Here is a 20,896-nt window from a genome sequence, read left to right on the forward strand (position 1 = left end):
TGCAGACAAGAACAATCCGAACAAGCAATGTCATGGGCTGATACCACTGTGGTATCGGCCTGCTGGCGCAAGGAGACTTCATGAAGTTACTCGACCACCTGGAAGAGTGGCTGATCGCGTTCCTCATGGCCGCGGCCACCTTCATCATTTTCGTGGCGGTGGTACACCGCTACGCCTCGGGCCTGGATATTCCCTGGCTGCAGGACCAGCTCATCCAGATCAACATGAGCTGGGCCCAGGAGCTGTGCATCTTCATGTTCGTGTGGATGGCCAAGTTCGGCGCCGCTTACGGCGTGCGAACCGGCATCCACGTCGGCGTCGATGTGCTCATCAACCGCATGAACACCCCGTGGCGCAACAAGTTCGTGCTCTTCGGTCTGTTTGCCGGCGCGCTCTTTACCGGCATCGTCGGGACCTTCGGTGCCGAGTTCGTCTACGACATCGCGCAGCACGACAGTACTTCTGAAGTGCTGGAATTGCCGATGTGGATCGTCTACCTGGCCGTGCCGCTGGGGTCGTACCTGATGTGCTTCCGTTTCCTCCAGGTCGCGTGGAATTTTTATCGGACCGGCGAATTGCCCAAGCATGACCATGCCCACGTGGAAGGTCTGGACGAAGAAACCAGCGGAGGTAAAGCATGAATGCACTGATCATTTTCGTCTTGCTGTTCGGGCTGATGCTGACCGGGATGCCCATCTCGATCTCGCTCGGCCTGACGGTCCTGACTTTCCTGTTCACGATGACCGACGTGCCGATCCAGTCGGTGGCGCTGAAGCTGTTCACGGGCATCGAGAAGTTCGAGATCATGGCCATCCCGTTCTTCATCCTCGCTGGCAATTTCCTCACTCACGGCGGTGTGGCGCGGCGCATGATCAACTTCGCCACCTCCATGGTCGGTCACTGGCACGGTGGCCTGGCGCTGGCCGGGGTGCTGGCCTGCGCGCTGTTCGCGGCGGTGTCAGGGTCGTCACCGGCGACCGTGGTGGCGATCGGTTCCATCATCCTGCCGGCGATGGTCAAGCAGGGTTTCCCGAATCGCTTCGGCGCGGGGGTGATCACGACTTCCGGCGCATTGGGGATCCTGATCCCGCCTTCCATCGTGATGGTGATGTATTCGGTCTCCACCAATACCTCGGTGGGCAAACTGTTCATGGCGGGCGTGGTACCGGGCTTGCTGCTGGCCTTCCTGTTGGGCCTGACCACCTGGTTCCTGGCGCGCAAGAACAATTATCCGCGTCTGAAGAAGGCGACCTGGGCCGAGCGCGCTGCAGCCTTCCGCAAGAGCGGCTGGGGCCTGTTCCTGATCGTCATCGTCATGGGGGGTATCTACTCTGGGGTGTTTACGCCGACGGAAGCTGCGGCCATGGCGGCGGTGTATGCCTTCTTCATCGCGGTCTTCGTCTACAAGGACCTGAGCCTGAAGCAGGTGCCCAAGGTGCTGCTGGATTCGGCGTCGATGTCGGCCATGCTGCTCTACATCATCACCAATGCGGTGCTGTTCTCCTTCCTGGTGACCAGTGAAAACATTCCGCAGACGATGGCGGCATGGATCACCGATTCGGGACTGGGACCGATCACCTTCCTGCTGGTGGTCAACATCCTGCTGCTGCTGGCCGGTAACGTGATGGAGCCGTCGTCGATCGTGCTGATCCTGGCACCGATCCTGTTCCCGGTGGCGATGAAGCTGGGCATCGATCCGGTGCACTTCGGCATCCTCATCGTGGTCAACATGGAAGTGGGGATGTGCCATCCGCCGGTGGGCCTGAATCTTTACGTGGCCTCGGGCATTACCAAGATGGGCATCACCGAACTGACCATCGCGGTCATGCCATGGCTGCTGACCATGCTCGGTTTCCTGGCGCTGGTGACCTACTGGCCGGGCCTGTCGCTGTGGCTGCCGAACCTGATCTACAACTGATCCGCAACCACGCCATGAGACGATGAAATCGGCGCCGCCACCGGGCTTGCACCAGGCCGGTGCCGATTTCGTCAGATGTCTGTCAAGTTGCTGAAAAGTATGTTGGTTTTGCCCTGAAAAAGTGCTTTGAGACGGCACAAAGTGCTGCTAAAGTGCGTGCTTTGCTGAATCGGCGCCGTGTATTTGCCGCCCTGGCAATCGAGTTTTGTTTTAGGTTTTTCTAGTGAGTTGTTGATGTACTTGCCTTGGCGGCGACCCCTCCGACACATCGGTCCGGGCGTGGCGAGGCAGCACCGAATACAAAGCGGGTGGTGCATAACAAACGGTATCAATACCGGGAAACTGAGGAGACGTGCATTCGATTGAAACCGTTCAAACGGTCGGGAATGCATCTGGAGTATTTTGAAGGCGCATCCGCGGATGCGCCTTTTTTCTTTGTGTCGCGTGGTGCTGATGATGTGTATAAATCGTTTATACGGTTTATATGTTTTACCTCCCGCACGCCGCCGTCAGCCCAGCACACGCTCCCCGTGTGGCGTCAACACCACAGCACGCAGGCTGGCCTGCTTTCCTTCCTGCAACACGATACGCGCATCGTCCAGTCCGATGGCCCGGCATGCGGCCTGCAGATCCTGCGCGGCGGGATGTTCCAGAACCAGTTGCTGCAAACGGCATCCGCGGTCGGGCAGGGCGCTGGCCGGGTGCGGCTGGCTGAGCCACTGGATCAGCGACGGCATCACGCCCTCGCAGGCCAATGTTCCATCGGCGGCGATGGTGATGAGCCAGTCCAGCGCACCGCGGCTCATGGGTTCGATCACGCCCGGTGAAACGGGGCTGGCCGCCACGGCCGCCGCGATATCGCTGGTGCGGGCCACCCAGTGCGCCAGGCGGGGCGCAGCGTCCTTGCCCAGATGATCCATGCCGAACCAGCGAGGCCGCTCGGGCGCATCGGCGTTGGGGTCGATGGTGATGACTTCGAGGTAGAAGCCTTCGCCCAGCGACAGCAGTGCATTGTGCGTTCCCAGCCGCACGTGCTGGCCGCCGATGCGCGGTGCCATGGAAACGCCCAGGCACTGTTCCACCCAGGCCATGCCGGATTTGAGCGTGGGGGCGGTGATGACCAGGTGGTCGGGTTCGGTGTGCAAGGGGGCGGTGCTCATGCGGTCTCCATCAAGTTTTGCCTGATGGTATCAAGCCCGCGCGTGAATTGCTTACAATAGCTGCCCCAGGTCCACGCCACGGCTCCCGATGACCCCAGCAGATTCTCCACTGACCGCCCTGTTCTCCGCCGTAGTGCATACGCCCTTCGGCGGCATGGGGGTGCGCACCCAGGCCGGGGCCGTGGTCGAGATGGTTTACCTGCCGCCGCATTACGCCGAGAAGGACGCTACCGATGCCGTGGCCGCGCAGGCAGTGCAGCAGATCACGCGTTACCTGGCTGACCCCGCTTTTCGTTTCGAACTGCCGCTGCTGAGCGTGGGCAGCGCCTTCCAGCAGCGCGTCTGGCATGCCATTGCCGAGATTCCCTGTGGTCAGGTGCTGACCTATGGCCAGGTCGCCAAGCGCATCCAGTCCGCGCCGCGCGCGGTCGGACAGGCTTGCGGGGCCAACTGGTATCCGCTGGTGATTCCCTGTCATCGGGTGACGGCGGCGGGCGGCCTGGGCGGCTTCTCGCATCATGACGATGAGGATGGCTTCCACCTGGAGGTCAAGCGCTGGCTGCTGCGCCATGAAGGCGTGGCGGGATACTGAAGAAGTCGCATGGGACGCACCACACCAAAGATCGAAGCCCCGTCCGTGAGCCGCGAGGCCATCGACGAATTCTGTGACAGCCTGTGGCTGGAAGATGGCCTGTCCAAAAACACGCTGGAAGCCTATCGGCGCGACATGACTCTGTACGCGCACTGGCTGTATCAGGAGCGCGCCAAGGCCCTTTACGATACGCAGGCCGAAGATCTCAACGCCTATTTCGCGGCGCGCCACGATGAGACCAAGCCCAGTTCCTCCAATCGCCGCCTGGCGGTATTGAAACGTTTCTTCCAGCTGGCCCTGCGCCAACATCACGTCACCGCCGATCCCTGCCTGAAGCTGCGCTCGGCGCGCCAGCCGCAGCGCCTGCCCAAGACCATGTCGGAGGGGCAGGTGGAAGCGCTGCTGGCCGCGCCCGATGTGTCCACGCCGCTGGGCCTGCGTGATCGCGCCATGATCGAGCTGATGTATGCCAGCGGCTTGCGGGTCTCGGAACTGGTGACCTTGAAGAGCATCGAGGTCGGCATGAACGAAGGCGTGCTGCGCGTGACCGGCAAGGGCAGCAAGACGCGCCTGGTGCCCTTCGGCGAGGAAGCCGGTGCGTGGATGGCGCGCTACCTCGCCGAGGCGCGCAGCCAGATCCTGCAGGGACAGATCGATGATGCGCTCTTCGTGACCGCACGGGGCGGGCCGATGACGCGCCAGATGTTCTGGACCCTCATCAAGAAATACGCGCTGCAGGCCGGTATTACGGTGCGCCTGTCGCCGCACACGCTGCGGCATGCCTTTGCCACGCACCTGCTCAACCATGGGGCCGACCTGCGCGTGGTGCAGCTGCTGCTGGGCCATGCCGATATTTCCACGACGCAGATTTACACCCACGTCGCACGCGAACGCCTCAAGCAACTGCATGCCGCACATCACCCCCGCGGCTGATCTTGCGGCATAATGTGCGCCCATGACGGCCCGGCCGGCCTGTGCGGCCGGTCAGTGTACCGTCAGGAAGAGACCGATGAGCGCCAAGAAAGAACACATCTCCGAAACTCCCGCCACGCAATTCCTGCGCAAGCAAGGCGTGGCGTTTACCGAGCATCCCTACGCCTACGAGGAGCACGGCGGCACCTCGGTGTCCTCGCGCGAATTGGGCGTGGATGAGCATGCGGTCATCAAGACCCTGGTGATGCAGGACGAAGCCGCCAAGCCGCTGCTGGTACTCATGCATGGCGACTGCAAGGTCTCCACCAAGAATCTGGCGCGCCAGATCGGCTGCAAGTCGGTCGAGCCGTGCAAGCCGGAGGTGGCCAACCGCCACTCGGGCTTCCTGATCGGCGGTACTTCGCCCTTCGGCACGCGCAAGACCATGCCGGTCTATGTGGAGTCGACCATCCTCGAACTGGACAAGATTTACATCAACGGCGGACGGCGCGGTTTCCTGATCGGCATCGATCCGGCGGTGATCCTGAAGGTGTTGCCGGCCAAGGCGGTACAGTGTGCGCTGGCCGATGCGGCGTGAACCGTCACGCTCACACTTGACGACACTTGACGCGTGCTGACGCCGCTCCCCGATAACAGAGACAACAGAAAGCAAAAGCAGAAAGCCCCACCTCATGTACAACATCCTCTTTGCCATCGCGGCCTACCTGATCGGTTCACTGTCCTTTGCGGTGCTGGTGTCCAAGCTGTTCGGCCTGTCCGATCCGCGCACCTATGGATCAAAGAATCCGGGCGCGACCAATGTCCTGCGCAGCGGCAACAAGAAGGCCGCCGCGCTCACCTTGCTGGGCGATGGCTTCAAGGGCTGGCTGGCGGTGTGGCTGGCGCAGAAATTCGGTCCGCACTATGGCGTGGACGATACCGGCATCGCGCTGGTGACGCTGGCGGTCTTCCTCGGGCACCTGTGGCCGGTGTTCTTCCGCTTCGTCGGCGGCAAGGGCGTGGCTACTGCACTGGGTATCCTGCTGGCGCTGAACCCGTGGCTCGGTCTGGCCACGCTGGCGACCTGGCTGGTGGTGGCCTTCGCTTTCCGTTATTCCTCGCTGGCAGCGCTGGTGGCAGCGCTGTTTGCACCGTTCTATTACGGCCTGCTGTTCGGCACTACCGATGGCATCCTGCTGGCTGTGGTCGCCATGGCGGCACTGCTGATCTATCGCCATCGCAAGAACATCGGCAATCTGCTGGCGGGCAAGGAAAGCCGCATTGGCGACAAGAAGAAGGCGGCCAAGTAAGCCTGCCGATTGGAATGAAAAGAAGGGCCGCAATTTGCATTGCGGCCCTTTTTGTTGATGGTGCGTTCTCGTCCTCACGATTGATCGGCACCAGGCCGTTGACCGGATAAGGGATAAGTTTTGCGGAGTTGAACGAACCGGGATACTGAGAGTGGTACTACCGTGTGGCAGCCTCCGGACGGCAAGGGACGGTGGGGCAGACGGAGAGAAGCAATTCTGCGTGCATGTCAAGAATCAATGTTTGCCAAGCACGGCCGACCCTATTGTTTCCCTTCAACCCGCGTGCTGTTTAATACGCCCACACCCAATACTGCCGTAGAGATACCAATGATCTTGATGAGATTGGCGCTGTCTTTGAGCAGCCATACCCCAAGAAGTGTGGACAATACAGGCGTCAGCAGCGAAAAGGGCGCCAGCTTGCTCACCGGATAGCGTTCCAGCTGGCGGTACCAGATCCAGTAGCCGAGTACGGATGAACCCAACGCACAATAGGCCGTGGCCAGCCATGCATGCCAACTGGCCTCCATGACGGCATGAGCCTGCCCGTGTTCAAACATCCACGATGCCAGCAGCACCTGCGGTACGCCCAGCAAGGAAGACCAGCACATCATCGCCATCAGATCGGGGATACGGGCGTGCTTGACGATGATGTTCGAGGCCGCCCAGGCGAGTGCACTGCCCAGCAGCAGAAATGAGGCGAGTGCTCCGGGCATCGAGGGGCTGAAGGTAAGGATGGCCACGCCCATCAGCGAGACGGCCAGACCGACCCAATGACGACGTGCCATCGTTTCGTCGAACAGCAGCACGCCCAGAACGATCGCCAGTGGCGTTCCCATCTGCAGCAGGATGGCACCGGTGCCCGCCTCCGCCATGCCCAGCCCGATGAACATCAGAGAAAAATGCAAGGTCGAGAACGTGGCCGACAGCATCACGATCCACTTCCATTGTGTCCGCGCGATGCGCCACGGCGGCGCGAAGGGCAGCAACACGATACCGACCATGGCCAGCCGCATGGCCGTCATCAACAAGGGCGGCAGTTCAGCGACACCGGCTTTGACGGCGATGATGTTGCCCGCCCACACCGCGATGGCGATGAGGACAGCAAAAAGATCCTTGGGAGACATGAGATGGGAAATAAAGCGAGACGGGGGGCTATAGACCACCGTGACAACGGCAACCTGCGAAGACCGGAAAGAAAAAGGGGATTGGCAAGTGCCGCCAATCCCCGAAAAGTCACCACACTCAGGTGACACTGCCTCAAGCAACTTCCAGGGGATGCAAAGACAACAATCAGGGCATGGGCTGGAACTTCAATTCGCTCAGCGGTGCGATTTTTTCAGTACGGGTGATGCCATAGCGGGTATCCGGACCGAGCCACTTGTCCCAGATCTTCTTGAATTCACCCGAACTCTCCAATGCCATCAGGCCCTTGTTGACCGCCGCCGCAAAGGCAGGCTCGCCCTTGCGCATGCCGGCTCCGATCGGTTCCAGCGCCATCGGTTCGCGCAGGATCGCTAGTTCGTTAGGACTGCCCTTGGTCTCCTGGGCATACTGGATGGCCGTCATCATGTTGGTGACGAAGCCGTTCACCTTGTTCTGCTGCAGGGCCAGATAGGCCGATCCGGAATCCTGGAAGGTCACGGCCTGGCCATTCTTGACCGACATGTAGATCGACTGTTCCGAGGTCGATCCCTTGGCTGCACTGATGCGCTTGCCTTCGAAATCAGCCAGAGTCTTGCCGGCGTCGGCCTTCTTGACCAGCAATACCTCCTTGGTGATGTAGTAGGCATTGCTGAACTCGATCTGTTCGCCGCGGGTCTTGGTGTAGGCCAGGTTGGCGATGACCAGATCGACGCGTCCCATCTTCACTTCCGAAATGCGCGCCTCGACCGACAAGGGCTTGAGCGTGGGCTTGAGGCCCATTTCCTTGGCCAGCGCGTTGCACAGGTCCACATCCATCCCCACCAGCGCGCGCGTCTTGGGATCGGGATACGAGAACGGAACGACATCCGCATAGACGCCACAGATCAACTCCTTGCGTGCCTGGACCTCTTGCAACTGGTCCGCGTTGGCCTTCGGGATGATGCCGATCGCGCTACAGAACAGGAAGGCACCAGCGATGCGATTCAATTTCATGATGTAAGGCTCCTCAGTTTTTCTTGGAACAGGTCTTGATGAATGATTGCCCCTGCCTGCCGGCAGGAGACCTTGGGTCGAATCCGCTTGATCAGGACGAATTCCGTGGACTGCAACTTGTTGCCGGTGGCGTACCGCGCGACTCAGTGCGAGCGCAGGTCGGAAAGGAAACGCTGCGCGCGCGGATGTTCCGGGCTGGTGAAGAACTTCTCGGGCGTAGCTCGTTCGAGGATGGTCCCTGCATCCATGAACCAGACCTGGTCGGCCACTTCCCGGGCAAATCCCATTTCATGCGTGACGCACATCATGGTCATGCCATCGCGCGCCAGACTCTTCATGACGTTGAGCACTTCGCCCACCATTTCGGGGTCCAGCGCCGAGGTGGGTTCATCGAAGAGCATGGCCGGCGGGTCCATGGCCAATGCCCGGGCGATGGCCACACGCTGCTGCTGGCCGCCGGAGAGCTGGCCCGGGAAGGAGTCGGCCTTGGATGACAGGCCCACGCGCTCCAGCAAGCTCATTGCCTTTTCGCGCGCTGCCTGGCGCTTGAGACCGTTGACCCGGGTTGGCGAAAGGATGATGTTGTCCATCACCGACAGATGCGGAAACAGGTTGAATTGCTGGAACACGAAACCCACGCGGGTACGGAACTTGTTCAGGTCAAGTCCGGCGGCATTGACGTCCTGGCCATCGAAGGCAATCTGTCCTTGCTGGATGTCCTCGAGACGGTTGACCGTCCGGATCAGGGTAGACTTGCCGGAGCCCGAGGGGCCGCAGACAACCACGACCTCGCCACGCTTGACCTGGGCATTGACGTTGACCAGGGCATGGTAATTGCCGTACCACTTGTTGACGTCAGTGAAGATAATCATGAATTCTCCTTGCTTGCTGCCGCGGGAAGCGCGGTCATGGACAGCTTGCTGCCAACATCCGGCTTGTTCTTGCGTGCCCTGCCGGCGCGCTTGTTGGTAATGCGGCGCTCGATGTAATCCGCCAGCTCCGTAAAGGAGAAACACAGGACGAAATAGATCAGGGCCAGTAGTGAAAAGACCGCCAGCGGTTTGGTCAGCAACTGGTTGTTGACCTGATTGGCTGCGAAGGTCACCTCGGGCACGTTGATCACGTAACCCAACGAGGTTTCCTTGATGGTCGAGACGAACTGGCTGATCATGCTGGGCATCATGTTGTACAAGGCCTGCGGCAGGATCACGAAGCGCAGCGTGCGGAAATACCCCAGCCCCAGTGCACGCGAAGCTTCGAGCTGTCCTTTGGGCAGCGCTTCGATACCGGCGCGGATGACCTCGCAGAGGTAGGCGCTCTGGTAGATCACCAGGGTACACAGCATGGTGGTGAAACCGGTGATGGTCCGGCCGATCAGCAAGGGCAGGAAGAAATACACCCAGAAGATCACCATGATCAGTGGAATGCCGCGGATGGTGTAGACCAGCATGGTTGCCGGAACACGGAATGCGGCCATCGGACTGATGCGGGCCAGGGCCAGCAGGATACTGACCGGAAAGGCAAGGCCCAGACCCAGCAATGAAAGGATCAGGGTGATGGCCAGTCCGCCCAGTGCACCGTGCGGATATTGCCCGAGCAGCAGCAGTTCCCAGTAGTTGTGCAGGATATCGAACATGATTTAGCGGCTTCCTGGAATCTTGTAGTGACGCGAGATTGCCTCGCCTGCTGCCATCAGTGCCAGGGACAGGGCCAGGTAGCCGACACTGGCGATGAGATAGGCTTCAAAGGTGCGGAACGTGTAGTTCTCCAGTTGGCGCGTGGCGTAGGTCAGCTCGGCCACACCAATGGCCATGGCCAGACTGGTGTTCTTGAACAGCAGCACGGTATGGTTGATCAGGGGCGGCACCGCAATGCGCAGTGCCTGCGGCAGGATCACGAAACGCATGGTGCGCAGATAGCTCAGACCCAGTGCCCGCGAGGCTTCGAACTGGCCCGCCGGAATCGCCCGCAGGCCGCTGCGGATGTCTTCCGATACATAGGCGGCCATGCACAAGCCGATGGCAATGACGGAGTAGAGGAATTCACCGTTGAACTGGTTGATCCACATCTGGGCGTCGTCAGGCAGCAAGGAGGGCAGCGCGAAATACCACATCATGATCTGCACCAGCATCGGTACATTGCGGTGGTAGGCCACGAAGCACGATACGATGCCCATGGCAAGCCGGTGACCGCTCATGCGCATGGTGGCCAGCAAGGTCCCCAGCAGCATCGCCACGAGCCAGGACGCAACCGTCAGCTCCAGGGTAAGCAGCAGGCCCTTGACCAGCAAGTCGGCATATTGCCCTTGCAGGACGGCTGCAAAATTGAGGTTGAGGTTAATGGCGTTTCTCCTTTACTGATGCGCCCACGGTATGCGTGTTGGCAATGACAACTCGTTTGCAGAGAGAATACGCGGTTCAAAAACGATAAGAAAAGACGCTTTTCATCTGATCCGATAAGTTTCTGAAATGGTGGTGCATCCTTCGTCTCTGGTGGTGCAGCAAGCCCCATTTTGGGGCTGTCCGAGCTCGCGGCCGGTCACGATCTGGCGCGTGCAAGTACGCGGCCATGGCGTATTGCAAGAATCACGCGCATGGCGGCAACCGGCATCAGCAAACGCGTCAGCGACGCAAACGAGAGGGACTGGAGAGCAGTTCCGGATTGACCGGGGTCGGTACCGCCGGTACCGGTGCGGCACAGACGGCTTCCAGGTTGCGTACTGCCAGCAGTGCCATGGCGCGTCGCGTCTGGATGGAGGCACTGCCGATGTGCGGGGTCAGGACCACATTGGGAATGTCCAGCAGGTCCGGCCGCACATTGGGCTCACCCTCGAAGACATCCAGTCCGGCTGCGGCGATCGTGCCGGCGCGCAGCGCCTGGGCCAGGGCGGCATCATCGATGACGCCGCCGCGTGCGATATTGACCAGGGTGGCGGTGGGCTTCATCAGCGCCAGTTCCGCAGCACCGATCGCATGATGGGACGAAGCAGAGTAGGGGACCACTACGATCAGGTGATCTGCTTGCGACAGCAACGTCTGGCGATCCACATAGGCCGCATTGCAGGATTGTTCGACCAAGGGATCCAGGCGACTGCGGTTGTGATAAATCACACGCATGCCGAAACCATGCGCGCCGCGCCGTGCAATGGCCTGGCCGATGCGGCCCATGCCGAAGATGCCCAGGGTACTGCCGTGGACGTCGGCTCCCAGCAGCATGTCGTAGATCCCCGTCTTGTTCCATTGCCGCGCGCGCACGTAGCGATCGGATTCGGCGATTCTGCGCGCGGTGGCCATCAGCAAGGCGAAGCCGAAATCCGCCGTGGTCTCGGTGAGCACGTCCGGGGTATTGGTGACCAGTACGCCGCGCTGGTTGCAGGCCTCTACATCAATGTTGTTGTAGCCCACGCCGACGTTGCACACTGCGCGCAATTGCGGACAGGCATCCAGCAATGTGGCATCGATGCGGTCGCTGCCATGGGTCACCGCGCAGACCTTGCCTTGAAGGCGTGCGATGAGCTCAGGCTGGCTCCACAATACGTCCTGTTGATTGTCGAGTACGTCGAAGCGTGTCTGCAGGCGCTCCAGGATGTCCGGGAAGGTCGCCCGGGTAACGGCGATGGCTGCTTTCATCTGGTGTGTCTCCGATATCGTTTTATTTATTGACACCTGCGCGCAAACGCCATTTGGCGCAGGTGGTGTTACACGTGCAGAAATGACGTCAGCCGGCGCTGTTGGCTTCGAGCGCGTCAATCCAGGAACGGTCGTAGCGGCCTTCGCGGATGGCGGTCATGGTGTCTTGTTCGCGCTGGATCTGTTGCAGCGCCTTTTCGATCAGGTACGAGGCTTCGGTCTGGGCGAATGCGACGATACCGTCTTCGTCGGCCACGATGATATCGCCCGGATTGATGACCAGGCCGTCGATGCTGACCGGGACATTGATTTCGCCGGGGCCGCATTTGTACGGACCTTTATGCGTCGCTCCACGGGCAAATACCGGATAGCCCATCTCACGAATCCCTGCCACGTCGCGAATGGCACCGTCGATCACGAGTCCCGCAATGCCGATGGTGCGGGCGTAGGTGGTCATGATTTCGCCCATCAGCGCCTGGGTCGTATCACCGCCACCGTCGATGACCATCACGTCACCCGGGCGGCAGTAGTCGAAAGCGCGATGGATGGCGAGATTATCCCCGGGGCGCACGCGTACCGTCACGGCGGTACCGACCAGTTGCTCGCCCTGATACATGGGACGCAGGTTGGAGGTGCCCGCCAGGCGGCGCATGTTGTCGCTGATGAGTGCCGACGGGATGCTCTTGAGCTGCTCGATGATGGCCGCAGGGGCCTGCGGCGAAGACGGATTCTTGCGTGCGCCGATATGTTCCATGATATGGATTCTCTCTCTGGTGGAAATGAAGGCCGCCGGACTCAGTCCTGCGGCTTGATGGTGGTCAGGCCGCCCGGTACCTGCAGCGTCGGGAGGATTTCGATGTTGCTGATGTTGACGGCGATGGGGGCCGAGACGGCAAAGGCGATGGCATCCGCAATGTCCGAGGCCTGCGGAAGCTCGAAGCCGTCGATGAATTGTTTGCGTGCGGCCTCGATATCGCCATGCACATGTCCGAAGATATCGGTGGCCACGCGGCCGGGGCAGATCTCGGTGACGCGCACCCGCTTGCCGGTGGCATCGACCCGCAGCTGGCGTGAGAGGGCGTGGATGCCGGCCTTGGTGGCGTGATAGATGGAGTTGCCGTTGAAGTTGTAGATGGCGGCAATCGAGCTGATGTTGACGATGTGGCCCCGATCACGTTCGACCATGCCGGGCATGATCAGGCGGACCAGGTGCAGGACCGCTTGCAGGTTGATTTCGACCTGCGCGTCGACGTCACTCTCGCTGGCATTGAGGATCGAACCCGGTGTTGAAATGCCGGCATTGTTGACCAGGACGTCGAACTGGTATTGCTGTGCCAGGTGAGTCAATGCGGGCAGGTCACGGACGTCGGCCACATGCGGGATGCAACCGGTACGTGCCGCAAGTTCCTTGAGCGCCCCTTCGCTGCGGGCCAGTGCGTGCACCTCCAGTCCTTCCTTGCAGAAACGTTCGACGATGGCTGCGCCCATGCCGGTGGAGGCACCCGTGACCAGTGCGGTCTTGTAATCAGAAAAAGGCATGTGAAGATCTCCAGTATGAGGGCCGCCACTTGGGCAGCCCGCTGAGTTGAATATAGCGCGCAGGCGCGGTTCGGACTAAGACGGATTGGCTTTGAGGGGATAAGCACTGCTTATGTCCAGCCAGGCCAATACGTTACAGTAGCTGGCTCACCGGCGTGACGCTGCCCCCGGCCTCTTCGATGGCACCGCGGATGGCGCGCGCCAGGGCCACGGCACCCGGCGTATCGCCGTGCACCAGGATTTGCTTTACCGGCATGGGCAGCGGCGTCCCGGTAATGGAGGCGATGCTGCCGGTACGCAGGAGCTCCACCACACGCTGCAGTACGGCTTGCTTGTCCTCGATGACGGCACCGGGCAGCTTGCGCGAAACCAGGGCCCCCTGGTCGTCGTAGGCACGGTCGGCCAGGAAGGCCGTGGCGCACGGCAGGCCGTGGCGTACGGCTGCGCGTTCGATGGCCGTATTGGTCGAGACGCTGATGATGATCTCGGGGTCGAATTGCGCGATCGCGCTGAGCAGCGGTTCGGCCAGCGCATCATCGGCGGCCGCCATATTGCCCAGTGCACCGTGGAAGCTCATGTGTCCTACCCGGCAACCGGCTGCCCGGGCCAGGCCGGAGAGTGCGCCCAGCTGGTAGAGCACGTATTTGGCCAGTTCCTGCGGATCGGCCTGGATCACTCGCCGGCCGAAGCCAAGCATGTCTGGAAACCCGACGTGGGCACCGATATCGATGCCGCGAGCGGCAGCCTGGCGCAAGGTGCGGTCCATGATCACCGGGTCGCCAGCGTGGAAGCCACAAGCAATATTGGCCGAGGTGATGATGTCCATGAGTGCCTCGTCATCACCCATGCGGTAGTGGCCGTAGCCTTCGCCGATGTCGGCATTGAGATCGATCTTCATGTGTATCCTTGGTTTCCCGAATGCAACGCGATTGTCGCTCAGGCGTCAATTTCAAAAAGCGGCGTACCGTAGCCGACCAGGCCTTGCGCTGCCGTGAGGCTGCGTACCGAGCCAGCGTCCTGGCTGGTGACCGGCAGGTACAGTTCATCGGCCTGGATCAGTGCGAGGATGTCACCCGGTTTCACCACACTGCCGTTGGTCACGAAAGGAGCGGAGCGCAGCGGATGTTGCGTGACGAGATGACCGAAACCAGGTGCCATGACCTGGGTTGTCTTGTCGCCCTGCGAGACTGTCGGCAGCGCTGCCTCAACCCGGCTATCCAGGTGAGCCGGTCCCTCCAGGCGTACGCGCTCTCCCGGGCGGCGCAGTTCCAGTACCGCCAGCCGGCCCTGCTCCGTCAGTGTGACCAGCGCCTGTAATTGTTCAATGTCCATGGCCACCTCAGCTGTTCCAGATCTTGCGTTGCATCTGCACCGCTTGTTGCAATTGCGCGAGATAGAGCGCCTTTTCTTCCAGCGCGGCGCTGGCCTGCGCATGGTCCACCCGAATGAAACGCAGTGACTGGCCAATGCGCGTCTGCCCCAGACGCCACAGGTCGGCTTCGATGACGGTGCCCACCTTGGGATAGCCGCCTGAAGGCTGGGCATCGCGCAACTGAATGATGGGCTGCCCGCTGTGGGGTACCTGGATCACGCCGGGCACGATCCCGTGCGAGCGCATTTCCATGGGACGCGCCGCCTGCAGTCCCGGTCCTTCGAGACGGTAGCCATAACGATCGCTTTGCGGGGTGACCTGCCAAGGCTGCTGCCAGAACGCCTCCAGCGATTGCGCCGTATAGCCCTCATATTCGCCCGCCGGAAGTACGCGCACGGGGATCTGCTCCTGGCTTCCTGACAGTGTCAGCGGCAATCCCAGTTGCGGTGGACGCACGCCGAAGCCGCTGGAAGAAATGCCCGATACCGGCGTCAACTCACCTTGGCGGAAGGCTGTCTTGAGGGCATCTCCCTTCTTCAGCGGGCGGCCTTCGAAACCACCGAAGTTGCCGCGCATCTGCGTGCTGCGCGACCCCAGTACCGGCTCGACATCGATTCCCCCGGCCACGCTCAGGTAAGCGCGCGCACCGCTGCGCGGTACGCCCAGCGCCAATACCTGCCCCTGGCGAGCCTGCCGGCACCACCAGGGTGGAACGGGCTGGCCATCCAGCGTGGCTTCGCAGTCGGCACCGGTCAGCGCAAAATCGGCATCGGTGGTGAAGCGAACGCGAAACGGCAGAATCGGGACCTCGATCCCGGCAGCATTGCTGTCATTGCCCAGCAGGATATTGCCGATGGCCAGTGCCAGGTCGTCCATGGCTCCCGAGGTGCCGACGCCATAGCGCAATACGCCGAACCGTCCGAGGTCTTGCACGGTGCTCAGTGCACCGGTGGCCAGGATCTCGATCATTTGATTACCTTTGCAATGTTGAAGCGGATCGTATCGCCCGGTGCCAGGATGGCTGGCGGTTCCCGGTGCGGATCGAAGAAACGCATCTGCGTGTGGCCGATGGTGTTCCAGCCACTGGGGCCATCCGAGGCCGACACGCCGGTCTGTTCGCCGCCGATGGAGACCGAGCCGCCAGGCAGGCGTACCACCGGCACCTTGCGCCGGGGGGTAGCAATACGAGGGTCCATGCCGCCCAGGTAACAGTAGCCAGGATGGCTGCCCAAGGCATAGACGGTGTACAGCGGTGCCGCATGCATCTGCACGATGTCATCCACGGACAGCCCGGTATGGGCCACGGCGTCGGCCAGGTGCGGGCCACCCTCCCCGCCATAGATCACATCGAGCGCCAGGTGCCGGCCCTCGATGTGCAATTCGACCGATTCTTCCCATGCCCGGCGCAATGCGCCTTCCACGCTGGCGATGTCGGACGGCGGCTGGCGCAGTACCAGCATCAGGTTGGCCATGCCGGGGACGACTTCGGCGACCTCGGGCCAGTCTGCGAGGCGCTGGGCCAGGTCCCAGATACGGCGCTGCTGCGGCAGGTCCATCGCGCCCGGCGCCTCGAACAGGACGGCCTTGGCGCCCAGCAGGCTGATCTTCAGGGCATGGGCATCGCTGCCCGGTTGCGTTGGCGGCGGGATTTCTCTGAGCTTGGTCGATGGTTTCACGGTGCGCTCCGTTGCTTGAGCCAGTGTTCAAGGTGATGGATGTTGACGCCCCCTGCAGCAAAGCCGGGTTCAGTCATCAGGTCGCCATGCAGCGCCAGGTTGGTGCTCACACCGCTCACCCGCATCTCTGCCAGCGCACCGCGCATGCGGGCCAGCGCCTCCTCGCGGGTGGGCGCATGCACGATCAGCTTGGCGATCATGGAGTCATAGTAGGGCGGTACCGTATAACCGACGCCTGCATGGGAATCGACTCGTACACCGTGGCCGCCGGGCAGTTCCCACGTGCTGATGGTGCCGGGCGAGGGCGCGAAGGTATAGGGATCCTCTGCGTTGATGCGGCACTCGATGGCATGGCCATGGCACTGGATATCCTGCTGCCGCAGGGGCAATACCTCGCCGCTGGCCACCCGTAGTTGGGCCTGCACGATATCGATGCCGCTGGTCATTTCGGTGACCGGGTGTTCGACCTGCAAGCGCGTGTTCATTTCGATGAAGTAGAAGCGTCCATCTTCGAAGAGGAATTCAAATGTGCCGGCACCGCGGTAGTCGATCTGCCGGCAGGCTTCGACGCAGCGCTGACCCACCTGCTCCAGCAATGCGGAGGCGATACCGGGCGCTGGCGCTTCTTCCATGACTTTCTGGTGACGGCGCTGCATCGAGCAATCACGCGCGCCCAGCCAGAAGGCATTGCCGTGGTTGTCGCACAGGACCTGGATTTCCACGTGGCGGGGATGCTGCAGGAATTTCTCCATGTACAGCTCCGGATTGCCGAAGGCGCGGCGCGCTTCTTCACGCGTCAACGCAACGGCCTCGGCCAGCTCGCTCTCCTGCTGGACCACGCGCATGCCCTTGCCACCGCCTCCACCCGCTGCCTTCACGATGACCGGATAACCGATATCGCGGGCCATTTGCTTCAGTGCCTCGATATCGGCGGGCAATGCGCCATCGGAGCCCGGTACGCACGGCACACCCGCGGCGAGCATCGCCTGCTTGGCCGCGATCTTGTCGCCCATGACGCGGATGGACTTTGCCAGCGGACCGATGAAGACAATCCCGGCATCCTCCAGCAACTGCGCGAATTCGGCGTTCTCGGACAAGAAACCGTAACCGGGATGGACGGCATCGGCACCGCACAGGCGTGCGGCCTGGACGATGGCGTGCTTGTTGAGATAGCTGTGGGTGGGGTGGGCACGTCCGATGCACAGTGCCTGATCGGCCAGGCGCACGTGACGGGCACCGGCGTCGGCCTCGGAGTAGACCGCTACGGTAGCGATGCCCAGCTCGCGGCAGGCGCGCTGGATGCGCAGGGCGATTTCGCCACGATTGGCGATGAGAACTTTCTTGAGCATGAATGTGTGGGGTGAATGAGCGAGGGCGATCCTGGCCGGGGTCAGGCGAGGCGGAACAGGGCCTGGCCGACCTTGACCTCGCTGCCCGAACTCACCAGTACCTCTGCAATGCGGCCGGACTGGTCGGACTCGACCGTGTTGAACATCTTCATGGCTTCGATCACGCATACCACCTGTTCCAACTGCACTTCGTCGCCGATCTGCACGAACGGAGATTCGCCCGGAGCAGGTGTGAGATGGAAGATGCCTTGCATGGGGGCGGCGATCACACGCCCTGTGCTGGACGCTGCTTCAGCAGGAGCAGGGGCGGGAGAAAACAGGGGAGGCGCAGAGCGGGGAGCAGCGGTCGGCACCGGCACCACCGTATGCGCAGTTGCATTTGCGTGACGTTCCAGGCGCACGCTGTGTTCGCCCTCGGCCAATTCAAGTGCACTCAGCCCGGAGCTGTTGAGCAGGTCGATCAGTGCTTTTATCTTGGGGAGATCCATCGCTTTCCTTGCCTGTGCGGCGCTATCGATATTCAGGAATTCAATATACGCGGACCGCTCGCAATGGGATAAGACGGATTGGCTTTGAAGGGATAAGGCGACCTTATGGATTGGTGCGCGGTACTGCCGCCGCCCATCCAGGCTGGTTCACGGCTCCTGAACGAGAGGCTGCCCGCTGTCACGGGCAAGGTCATCCACCAGCTCCAGCAGGATCTCGCGCACCGCGTTTGCGGGTTCGGACAGGGGAAGGTGATCTGACTCGCAGAGGGACAACGGAGCCAGTATCACCGGATCGACAATACGCGAGAGCGTGGCGTTGCCGGAGGACGCGATCACGCGCGCGGCTGACACCGGCAGGATGGTCGCGCCGAGCCCGGCACCGATAGCCGATGACAAGGTGGCGGCCGACTCGATTTCGGCCACCACGCGCGGTACCATCTGTGCGCCCATGAAGGCCTCGTTGACGTACTTGCGCACATAGTTGTACGGCCGTGGCAGCAGCAATTCCACATCGCGCAGCTCGCGCAAGCTGATCTCGCGTTCGGGGAAGTGCAGACAGGCGGGGGCGACCAGATAAAGATCTTCCTTGAGCAAGGGCTTGTACGACAGGCCGGGAAAGGACTTCTCGCCATACAGGACGGCCATGTCCATGCGCCCGTTCATGATCAGTTCACTCAACGTCGTGCCAAAGTTCTCGTTGATGTAGAGCAGTACGCCAGGATGGCGCGCCCGTACCGTCTGCAGCAGCGGCAGAGACAATGCCGAGGCGGCCGTCCCTGGCGAGAGACCGACCGAGACCTGGCCCGACAGCGCCTGTCCCGATTTCTTGACGTCATTCTGGGCCTGCTCCACCTGGCGCAGGATGATCTGTGCATGGCGATACAGGGTCGTGCCCGCTTCCGTAGGCGTCACGCCACGCTTGGTCCGTACCAGTAGCTGCTGCCGGCACTCGCCTTCCAGCGTGGCCAGTTGCTGGCTCAAGGCGGGTTGCGCGATGTGCAGGATTTCGGCTGCCTGAGTGAGGCTGCCGATGTCGACAATTTTGACGAAATATTTAAGGCGACGCAGATTCACGATTCTTTTCCTCCCATGCTGCGAGCCGTGATGCAAGAATCACGCCACTGTCTCCTCATACGGCGCGCAGTTTGTCTTCTGCTTGTTGATATCGGTAGGGCTCCAATGATAACGCTATCACGGCAGAAGAATTTTATATGGATGCTCGCGTTGCGGTATCAACACACTGTCGCATGGAAATTATTTACTGGCCGAGTCGCTTAAAAAATGCCACTGGCCAGGCGGAAAGCCCGAGTTTGCAGGGGTTGCGAGCAGAGTCCGGGATGGCTCCATGAAACGTCGAGAGCCAAGCTGAAAGCAGTTTGCGGGGCAGCCATAAGGCGAGGTTATTTTGCCAGACGAAAGTCGTCTTATCGGAAAAATGGGCAGCCGCTTACCGTTAGCGCTCTTGATCGTTTTTTGGAGAGCCGTGTGACTTCCCCCCGTATCGCTGACCGCGTCCGTCGTATCAAACAGTCCCCCAGCAGTGCCGCTGCCGAGCGTGCGGCCGAATTGCGCCGCCAGGGCAAGGACATCGTCAACCTGGTCGTGGGTGAGCCCGATTTCGATACGCCCGCGCACATCCGCCGCGCTGCCGCCGAGGCCATCGAGTCCGGCCAGACGCGCTATACGCCAACCGCGGGTACGCCTGCATTGCGCCAAGCCATTTCAGAAAAACTGGCGCGCGAAAACCAGCTGGCCTATGCGCCGCGAGAGATCATCGCTACCTGCGGGGCCAAACACGCCATCTTCAATGCCTTGGCCATCACGGTGCAGAGCGGAGATGAAGTACTGGTGCCGGCACCTTACTGGGTGTCCTATCCCGATATGGTATTGGCTTGTGATGGCACACCGGTCGTCGTGCCCTGCGTGGAGGAAGACGGCTTCAAGCTGACGCCTGCTGTCCTCGATGCGGCCATCACGGCACGCACCAAGTGGCTCATCATCAATTCCCCCAGCAACCCGACCGGAGCAGCCTATACCCTGGAAGAACTGCAGGCACTGGCCGAGGTGCTGCGCCGTCATCCGCAGGTGCTGGTGATGACTGACGACATCTACGAACATATCCGATTCGATGGACAGCCTACGCCGCATCTGCTCAATGCAGCGCCCGATCTGCGCGAGCGTACCCTGCTCATCAATGGCGTCTCTAAGACCTATGCCATGACCGGTTGGCGTATCGGCTATGCGGCCGGTCCGAGCGATCTGATTGGCGCACTGGATATCCTGCAATCGCAGTCGACCAGCAATCCCAGTTCCGTCAGCCAGGCGGCGGCTCTTGCCGCACTGACCGGCGACCAGGGTTTCGTGGCCGAGTTTGCCGATACCTACCGCCGCCGCCGTGATCGCGGGCTTGAACTGATCAACGCCATTGATGGCCTGAGCTGCCGCAAGCCCGAGGGGGCCTTCTACCTGTTCATCAACTGCAGTGGCCTGCTGGGCCGCCAGACGCCGGAAGGCAAGGTGATCGAGAGCGACATCGATGTGGTGATGTATTTCCTCGAAAGCACTGGCGTCGCCCTGGTGGCCGGGACGGCCTACGGCCTCTCGCCTTATATGCGCATGTCCATCGCCACTTCGGTGGAAACCATTGAAGAAGGTTGCCGCCGTATGGCCGGCGCGGTCGCGGCACTGCGCTGATCCCAAGAACAACGGCCGTTATGACTGACATCCTGGCGGCCATTGCCGGGAGGCGGCGCCACGCCGGCTCCCGAAGAGTCTGAGGTAGAGGGTGCAATTCAATTCAACCACTAAAGGGAGT

23 protein-coding genes are annotated in these 20,896 nt (G+C 61.4%); 7 read left to right on the forward strand and 16 right to left on the reverse strand.

The window, feature by feature from the left end; all coding sequences use genetic code 11:
• The first annotated feature begins 80 nt into the window (after positions 1-80).
• Together ACWFUC_RS09050 and ACWFUC_RS09055 are read left to right on the forward strand one after the other, a co-directional pair.
• Complete coding sequence (locus ACWFUC_RS09050; protein ID WP_121037603.1) at positions 81-641, forward strand: TRAP transporter small permease; 561 nt, start codon at positions 81-83, stop codon at positions 639-641.
• Positions 638-1,918 (forward strand): TRAP transporter large permease, encoded by a 1,281-nt coding sequence (locus tag ACWFUC_RS09055; protein WP_489624683.1) that lies wholly within the window; start codon positions 638-640, stop codon positions 1,916-1,918. The genes ACWFUC_RS09050 and ACWFUC_RS09055 overlap by 4 nt, the downstream gene beginning before the upstream one ends.
• Positions 1,919-2,427: 509 nt before the next feature.
• Here ACWFUC_RS09055 and ACWFUC_RS09060 read toward each other — a convergent pair.
• Positions 2,428-3,078 (reverse strand): VOC family protein, encoded by a 651-nt coding sequence (locus ACWFUC_RS09060; protein ID WP_134221427.1) that lies wholly within the window; start codon positions 3,076-3,078, stop codon positions 2,428-2,430.
• Between the two features lie 88 nt (positions 3,079-3,166).
• Here ACWFUC_RS09060 and ACWFUC_RS09065 point away from each other — a divergent pair, with 88 nt between their 5' ends.
• From ACWFUC_RS09065 to plsY, 4 genes are all read left to right on the forward strand, one after another.
• Positions 3,167-3,670 carry a methylated-DNA--[protein]-cysteine S-methyltransferase gene (locus ACWFUC_RS09065; protein ID WP_204727170.1) on the forward strand — a complete coding sequence of 168 codons (504 nt, stop codon included), beginning with the start codon at positions 3,167-3,169 and terminating at the stop codon, positions 3,668-3,670.
• A gap of 9 nt (positions 3,671-3,679) precedes the next feature.
• Positions 3,680-4,603 (forward strand): site-specific tyrosine recombinase XerD, encoded by a 924-nt coding sequence (gene xerD, locus ACWFUC_RS09070; RefSeq protein WP_121037594.1) that lies wholly within the window; start codon positions 3,680-3,682, stop codon positions 4,601-4,603.
• 76 nt (positions 4,604-4,679) lie between these two features.
• A complete protein-coding gene (locus ACWFUC_RS09075) occupies positions 4,680-5,180 on the forward strand; it encodes an aminoacyl-tRNA deacylase (RefSeq protein ID WP_039790088.1) in 501 nt (166 codons plus the stop codon).
• A gap of 94 nt (positions 5,181-5,274) precedes the next feature.
• Complete coding sequence (gene plsY / locus ACWFUC_RS09080) at positions 5,275-5,892, forward strand: glycerol-3-phosphate 1-O-acyltransferase PlsY (protein WP_121037592.1); 618 nt, start codon at positions 5,275-5,277, stop codon at positions 5,890-5,892.
• A gap of 260 nt (positions 5,893-6,152) precedes the next feature.
• Here the strand turns inward: plsY and ACWFUC_RS09085 are convergent, their stop codons facing one another.
• The 15 genes from ACWFUC_RS09085 to nac form a co-directional block, all read right to left on the reverse strand.
• Positions 6,153-7,016: a DMT family transporter gene (locus tag ACWFUC_RS09085; protein WP_121037589.1), complete on the reverse strand. Its 864-nt coding sequence runs from the start codon at positions 7,014-7,016 to the stop codon at positions 6,153-6,155.
• A gap of 166 nt (positions 7,017-7,182) precedes the next feature.
• Positions 7,183-8,028, reverse strand: a complete 846-nt coding sequence (locus ACWFUC_RS09090; RefSeq protein WP_489624684.1) for an ABC transporter substrate-binding protein — start codon at positions 8,026-8,028, stop codon at positions 7,183-7,185.
• A gap of 143 nt (positions 8,029-8,171) precedes the next feature.
• Positions 8,172-8,900, reverse strand: coding sequence for an amino acid ABC transporter ATP-binding protein (locus ACWFUC_RS09095; protein WP_489624685.1), 729 nt, complete (start codon positions 8,898-8,900; stop codon positions 8,172-8,174).
• Positions 8,897-9,664, reverse strand: a complete 768-nt coding sequence (locus ACWFUC_RS09100) for an amino acid ABC transporter permease (RefSeq protein WP_489624686.1) — start codon at positions 9,662-9,664, stop codon at positions 8,897-8,899. The genes ACWFUC_RS09095 and ACWFUC_RS09100 overlap by 4 nt, the downstream gene beginning before the upstream one ends.
• A gap of 3 nt (positions 9,665-9,667) precedes the next feature.
• The gene (locus ACWFUC_RS09105) at positions 9,668-10,369 is read right to left on the reverse strand and encodes an amino acid ABC transporter permease (protein ID WP_489625526.1); all 702 of its coding nucleotides are present in this window, start codon (positions 10,367-10,369) and stop codon (positions 9,668-9,670) included.
• Positions 10,370-10,649: 280 nt separating this feature from the next.
• On the reverse strand, positions 10,650-11,657 hold the full coding sequence (locus tag ACWFUC_RS09110) for a 2-hydroxyacid dehydrogenase (RefSeq protein ID WP_209567979.1): 1,008 nt from the start codon (positions 11,655-11,657) through the stop codon (positions 10,650-10,652).
• 88 nt (positions 11,658-11,745) lie between these two features.
• Positions 11,746-12,411, reverse strand: a complete 666-nt coding sequence (locus ACWFUC_RS09115) for an RraA family protein (RefSeq protein ID WP_489624687.1) — start codon at positions 12,409-12,411, stop codon at positions 11,746-11,748.
• A 41-nt stretch (positions 12,412-12,452) separates the two neighbouring features.
• Positions 12,453-13,196: an SDR family oxidoreductase gene (locus tag ACWFUC_RS09120; RefSeq protein ID WP_489624688.1), complete on the reverse strand. Its 744-nt coding sequence runs from the start codon at positions 13,194-13,196 to the stop codon at positions 12,453-12,455.
• 133 nt (positions 13,197-13,329) lie between these two features.
• Positions 13,330-14,094 (reverse strand): LamB/YcsF family protein, encoded by a 765-nt coding sequence (locus tag ACWFUC_RS09125; protein WP_489624689.1) that lies wholly within the window; start codon positions 14,092-14,094, stop codon positions 13,330-13,332.
• Positions 14,095-14,132: 38 nt separating this feature from the next.
• Positions 14,133-14,528 carry a biotin/lipoyl-containing protein gene (locus ACWFUC_RS09130; RefSeq protein ID WP_134040109.1) on the reverse strand — a complete coding sequence of 132 codons (396 nt, stop codon included), beginning with the start codon at positions 14,526-14,528 and terminating at the stop codon, positions 14,133-14,135.
• Between the two features lie 7 nt (positions 14,529-14,535).
• The gene (locus ACWFUC_RS09135; RefSeq protein WP_489624690.1) at positions 14,536-15,537 is read right to left on the reverse strand and encodes a 5-oxoprolinase subunit C family protein; all 1,002 of its coding nucleotides are present in this window, start codon (positions 15,535-15,537) and stop codon (positions 14,536-14,538) included.
• The gene (gene pxpB / locus ACWFUC_RS09140) at positions 15,534-16,178 is read right to left on the reverse strand and encodes a 5-oxoprolinase subunit PxpB (protein WP_489625527.1); all 645 of its coding nucleotides are present in this window, start codon (positions 16,176-16,178) and stop codon (positions 15,534-15,536) included. Before pxpB ends, ACWFUC_RS09135 begins: the two co-directional genes overlap by 4 nt.
• A gap of 62 nt (positions 16,179-16,240) precedes the next feature.
• Positions 16,241-17,593 carry an acetyl-CoA carboxylase biotin carboxylase subunit gene (accC, locus tag ACWFUC_RS09145; protein ID WP_489624691.1) on the reverse strand — a complete coding sequence of 451 codons (1,353 nt, stop codon included), beginning with the start codon at positions 17,591-17,593 and terminating at the stop codon, positions 16,241-16,243.
• Between the two features lie 41 nt (positions 17,594-17,634).
• A complete protein-coding gene (gene accB / locus ACWFUC_RS09150) occupies positions 17,635-18,081 on the reverse strand; it encodes an acetyl-CoA carboxylase biotin carboxyl carrier protein (RefSeq protein WP_209579804.1) in 447 nt (148 codons plus the stop codon).
• 147 nt (positions 18,082-18,228) lie between these two features.
• Complete coding sequence (gene nac / locus ACWFUC_RS09155; RefSeq protein ID WP_121037549.1) at positions 18,229-19,155, reverse strand: nitrogen assimilation transcriptional regulator NAC; 927 nt, start codon at positions 19,153-19,155, stop codon at positions 18,229-18,231.
• 411 nt (positions 19,156-19,566) lie between these two features.
• Here nac and ACWFUC_RS09160 point away from each other — a divergent pair, with 411 nt between their 5' ends.
• A complete protein-coding gene (locus ACWFUC_RS09160; protein ID WP_121037546.1) occupies positions 19,567-20,775 on the forward strand; it encodes an aspartate transaminase in 1,209 nt (402 codons plus the stop codon).
• Positions 20,776-20,896 lie beyond the last annotated feature (121 nt).

The organism is Herbaspirillum sp. Her4 (assembly GCF_057961335.1).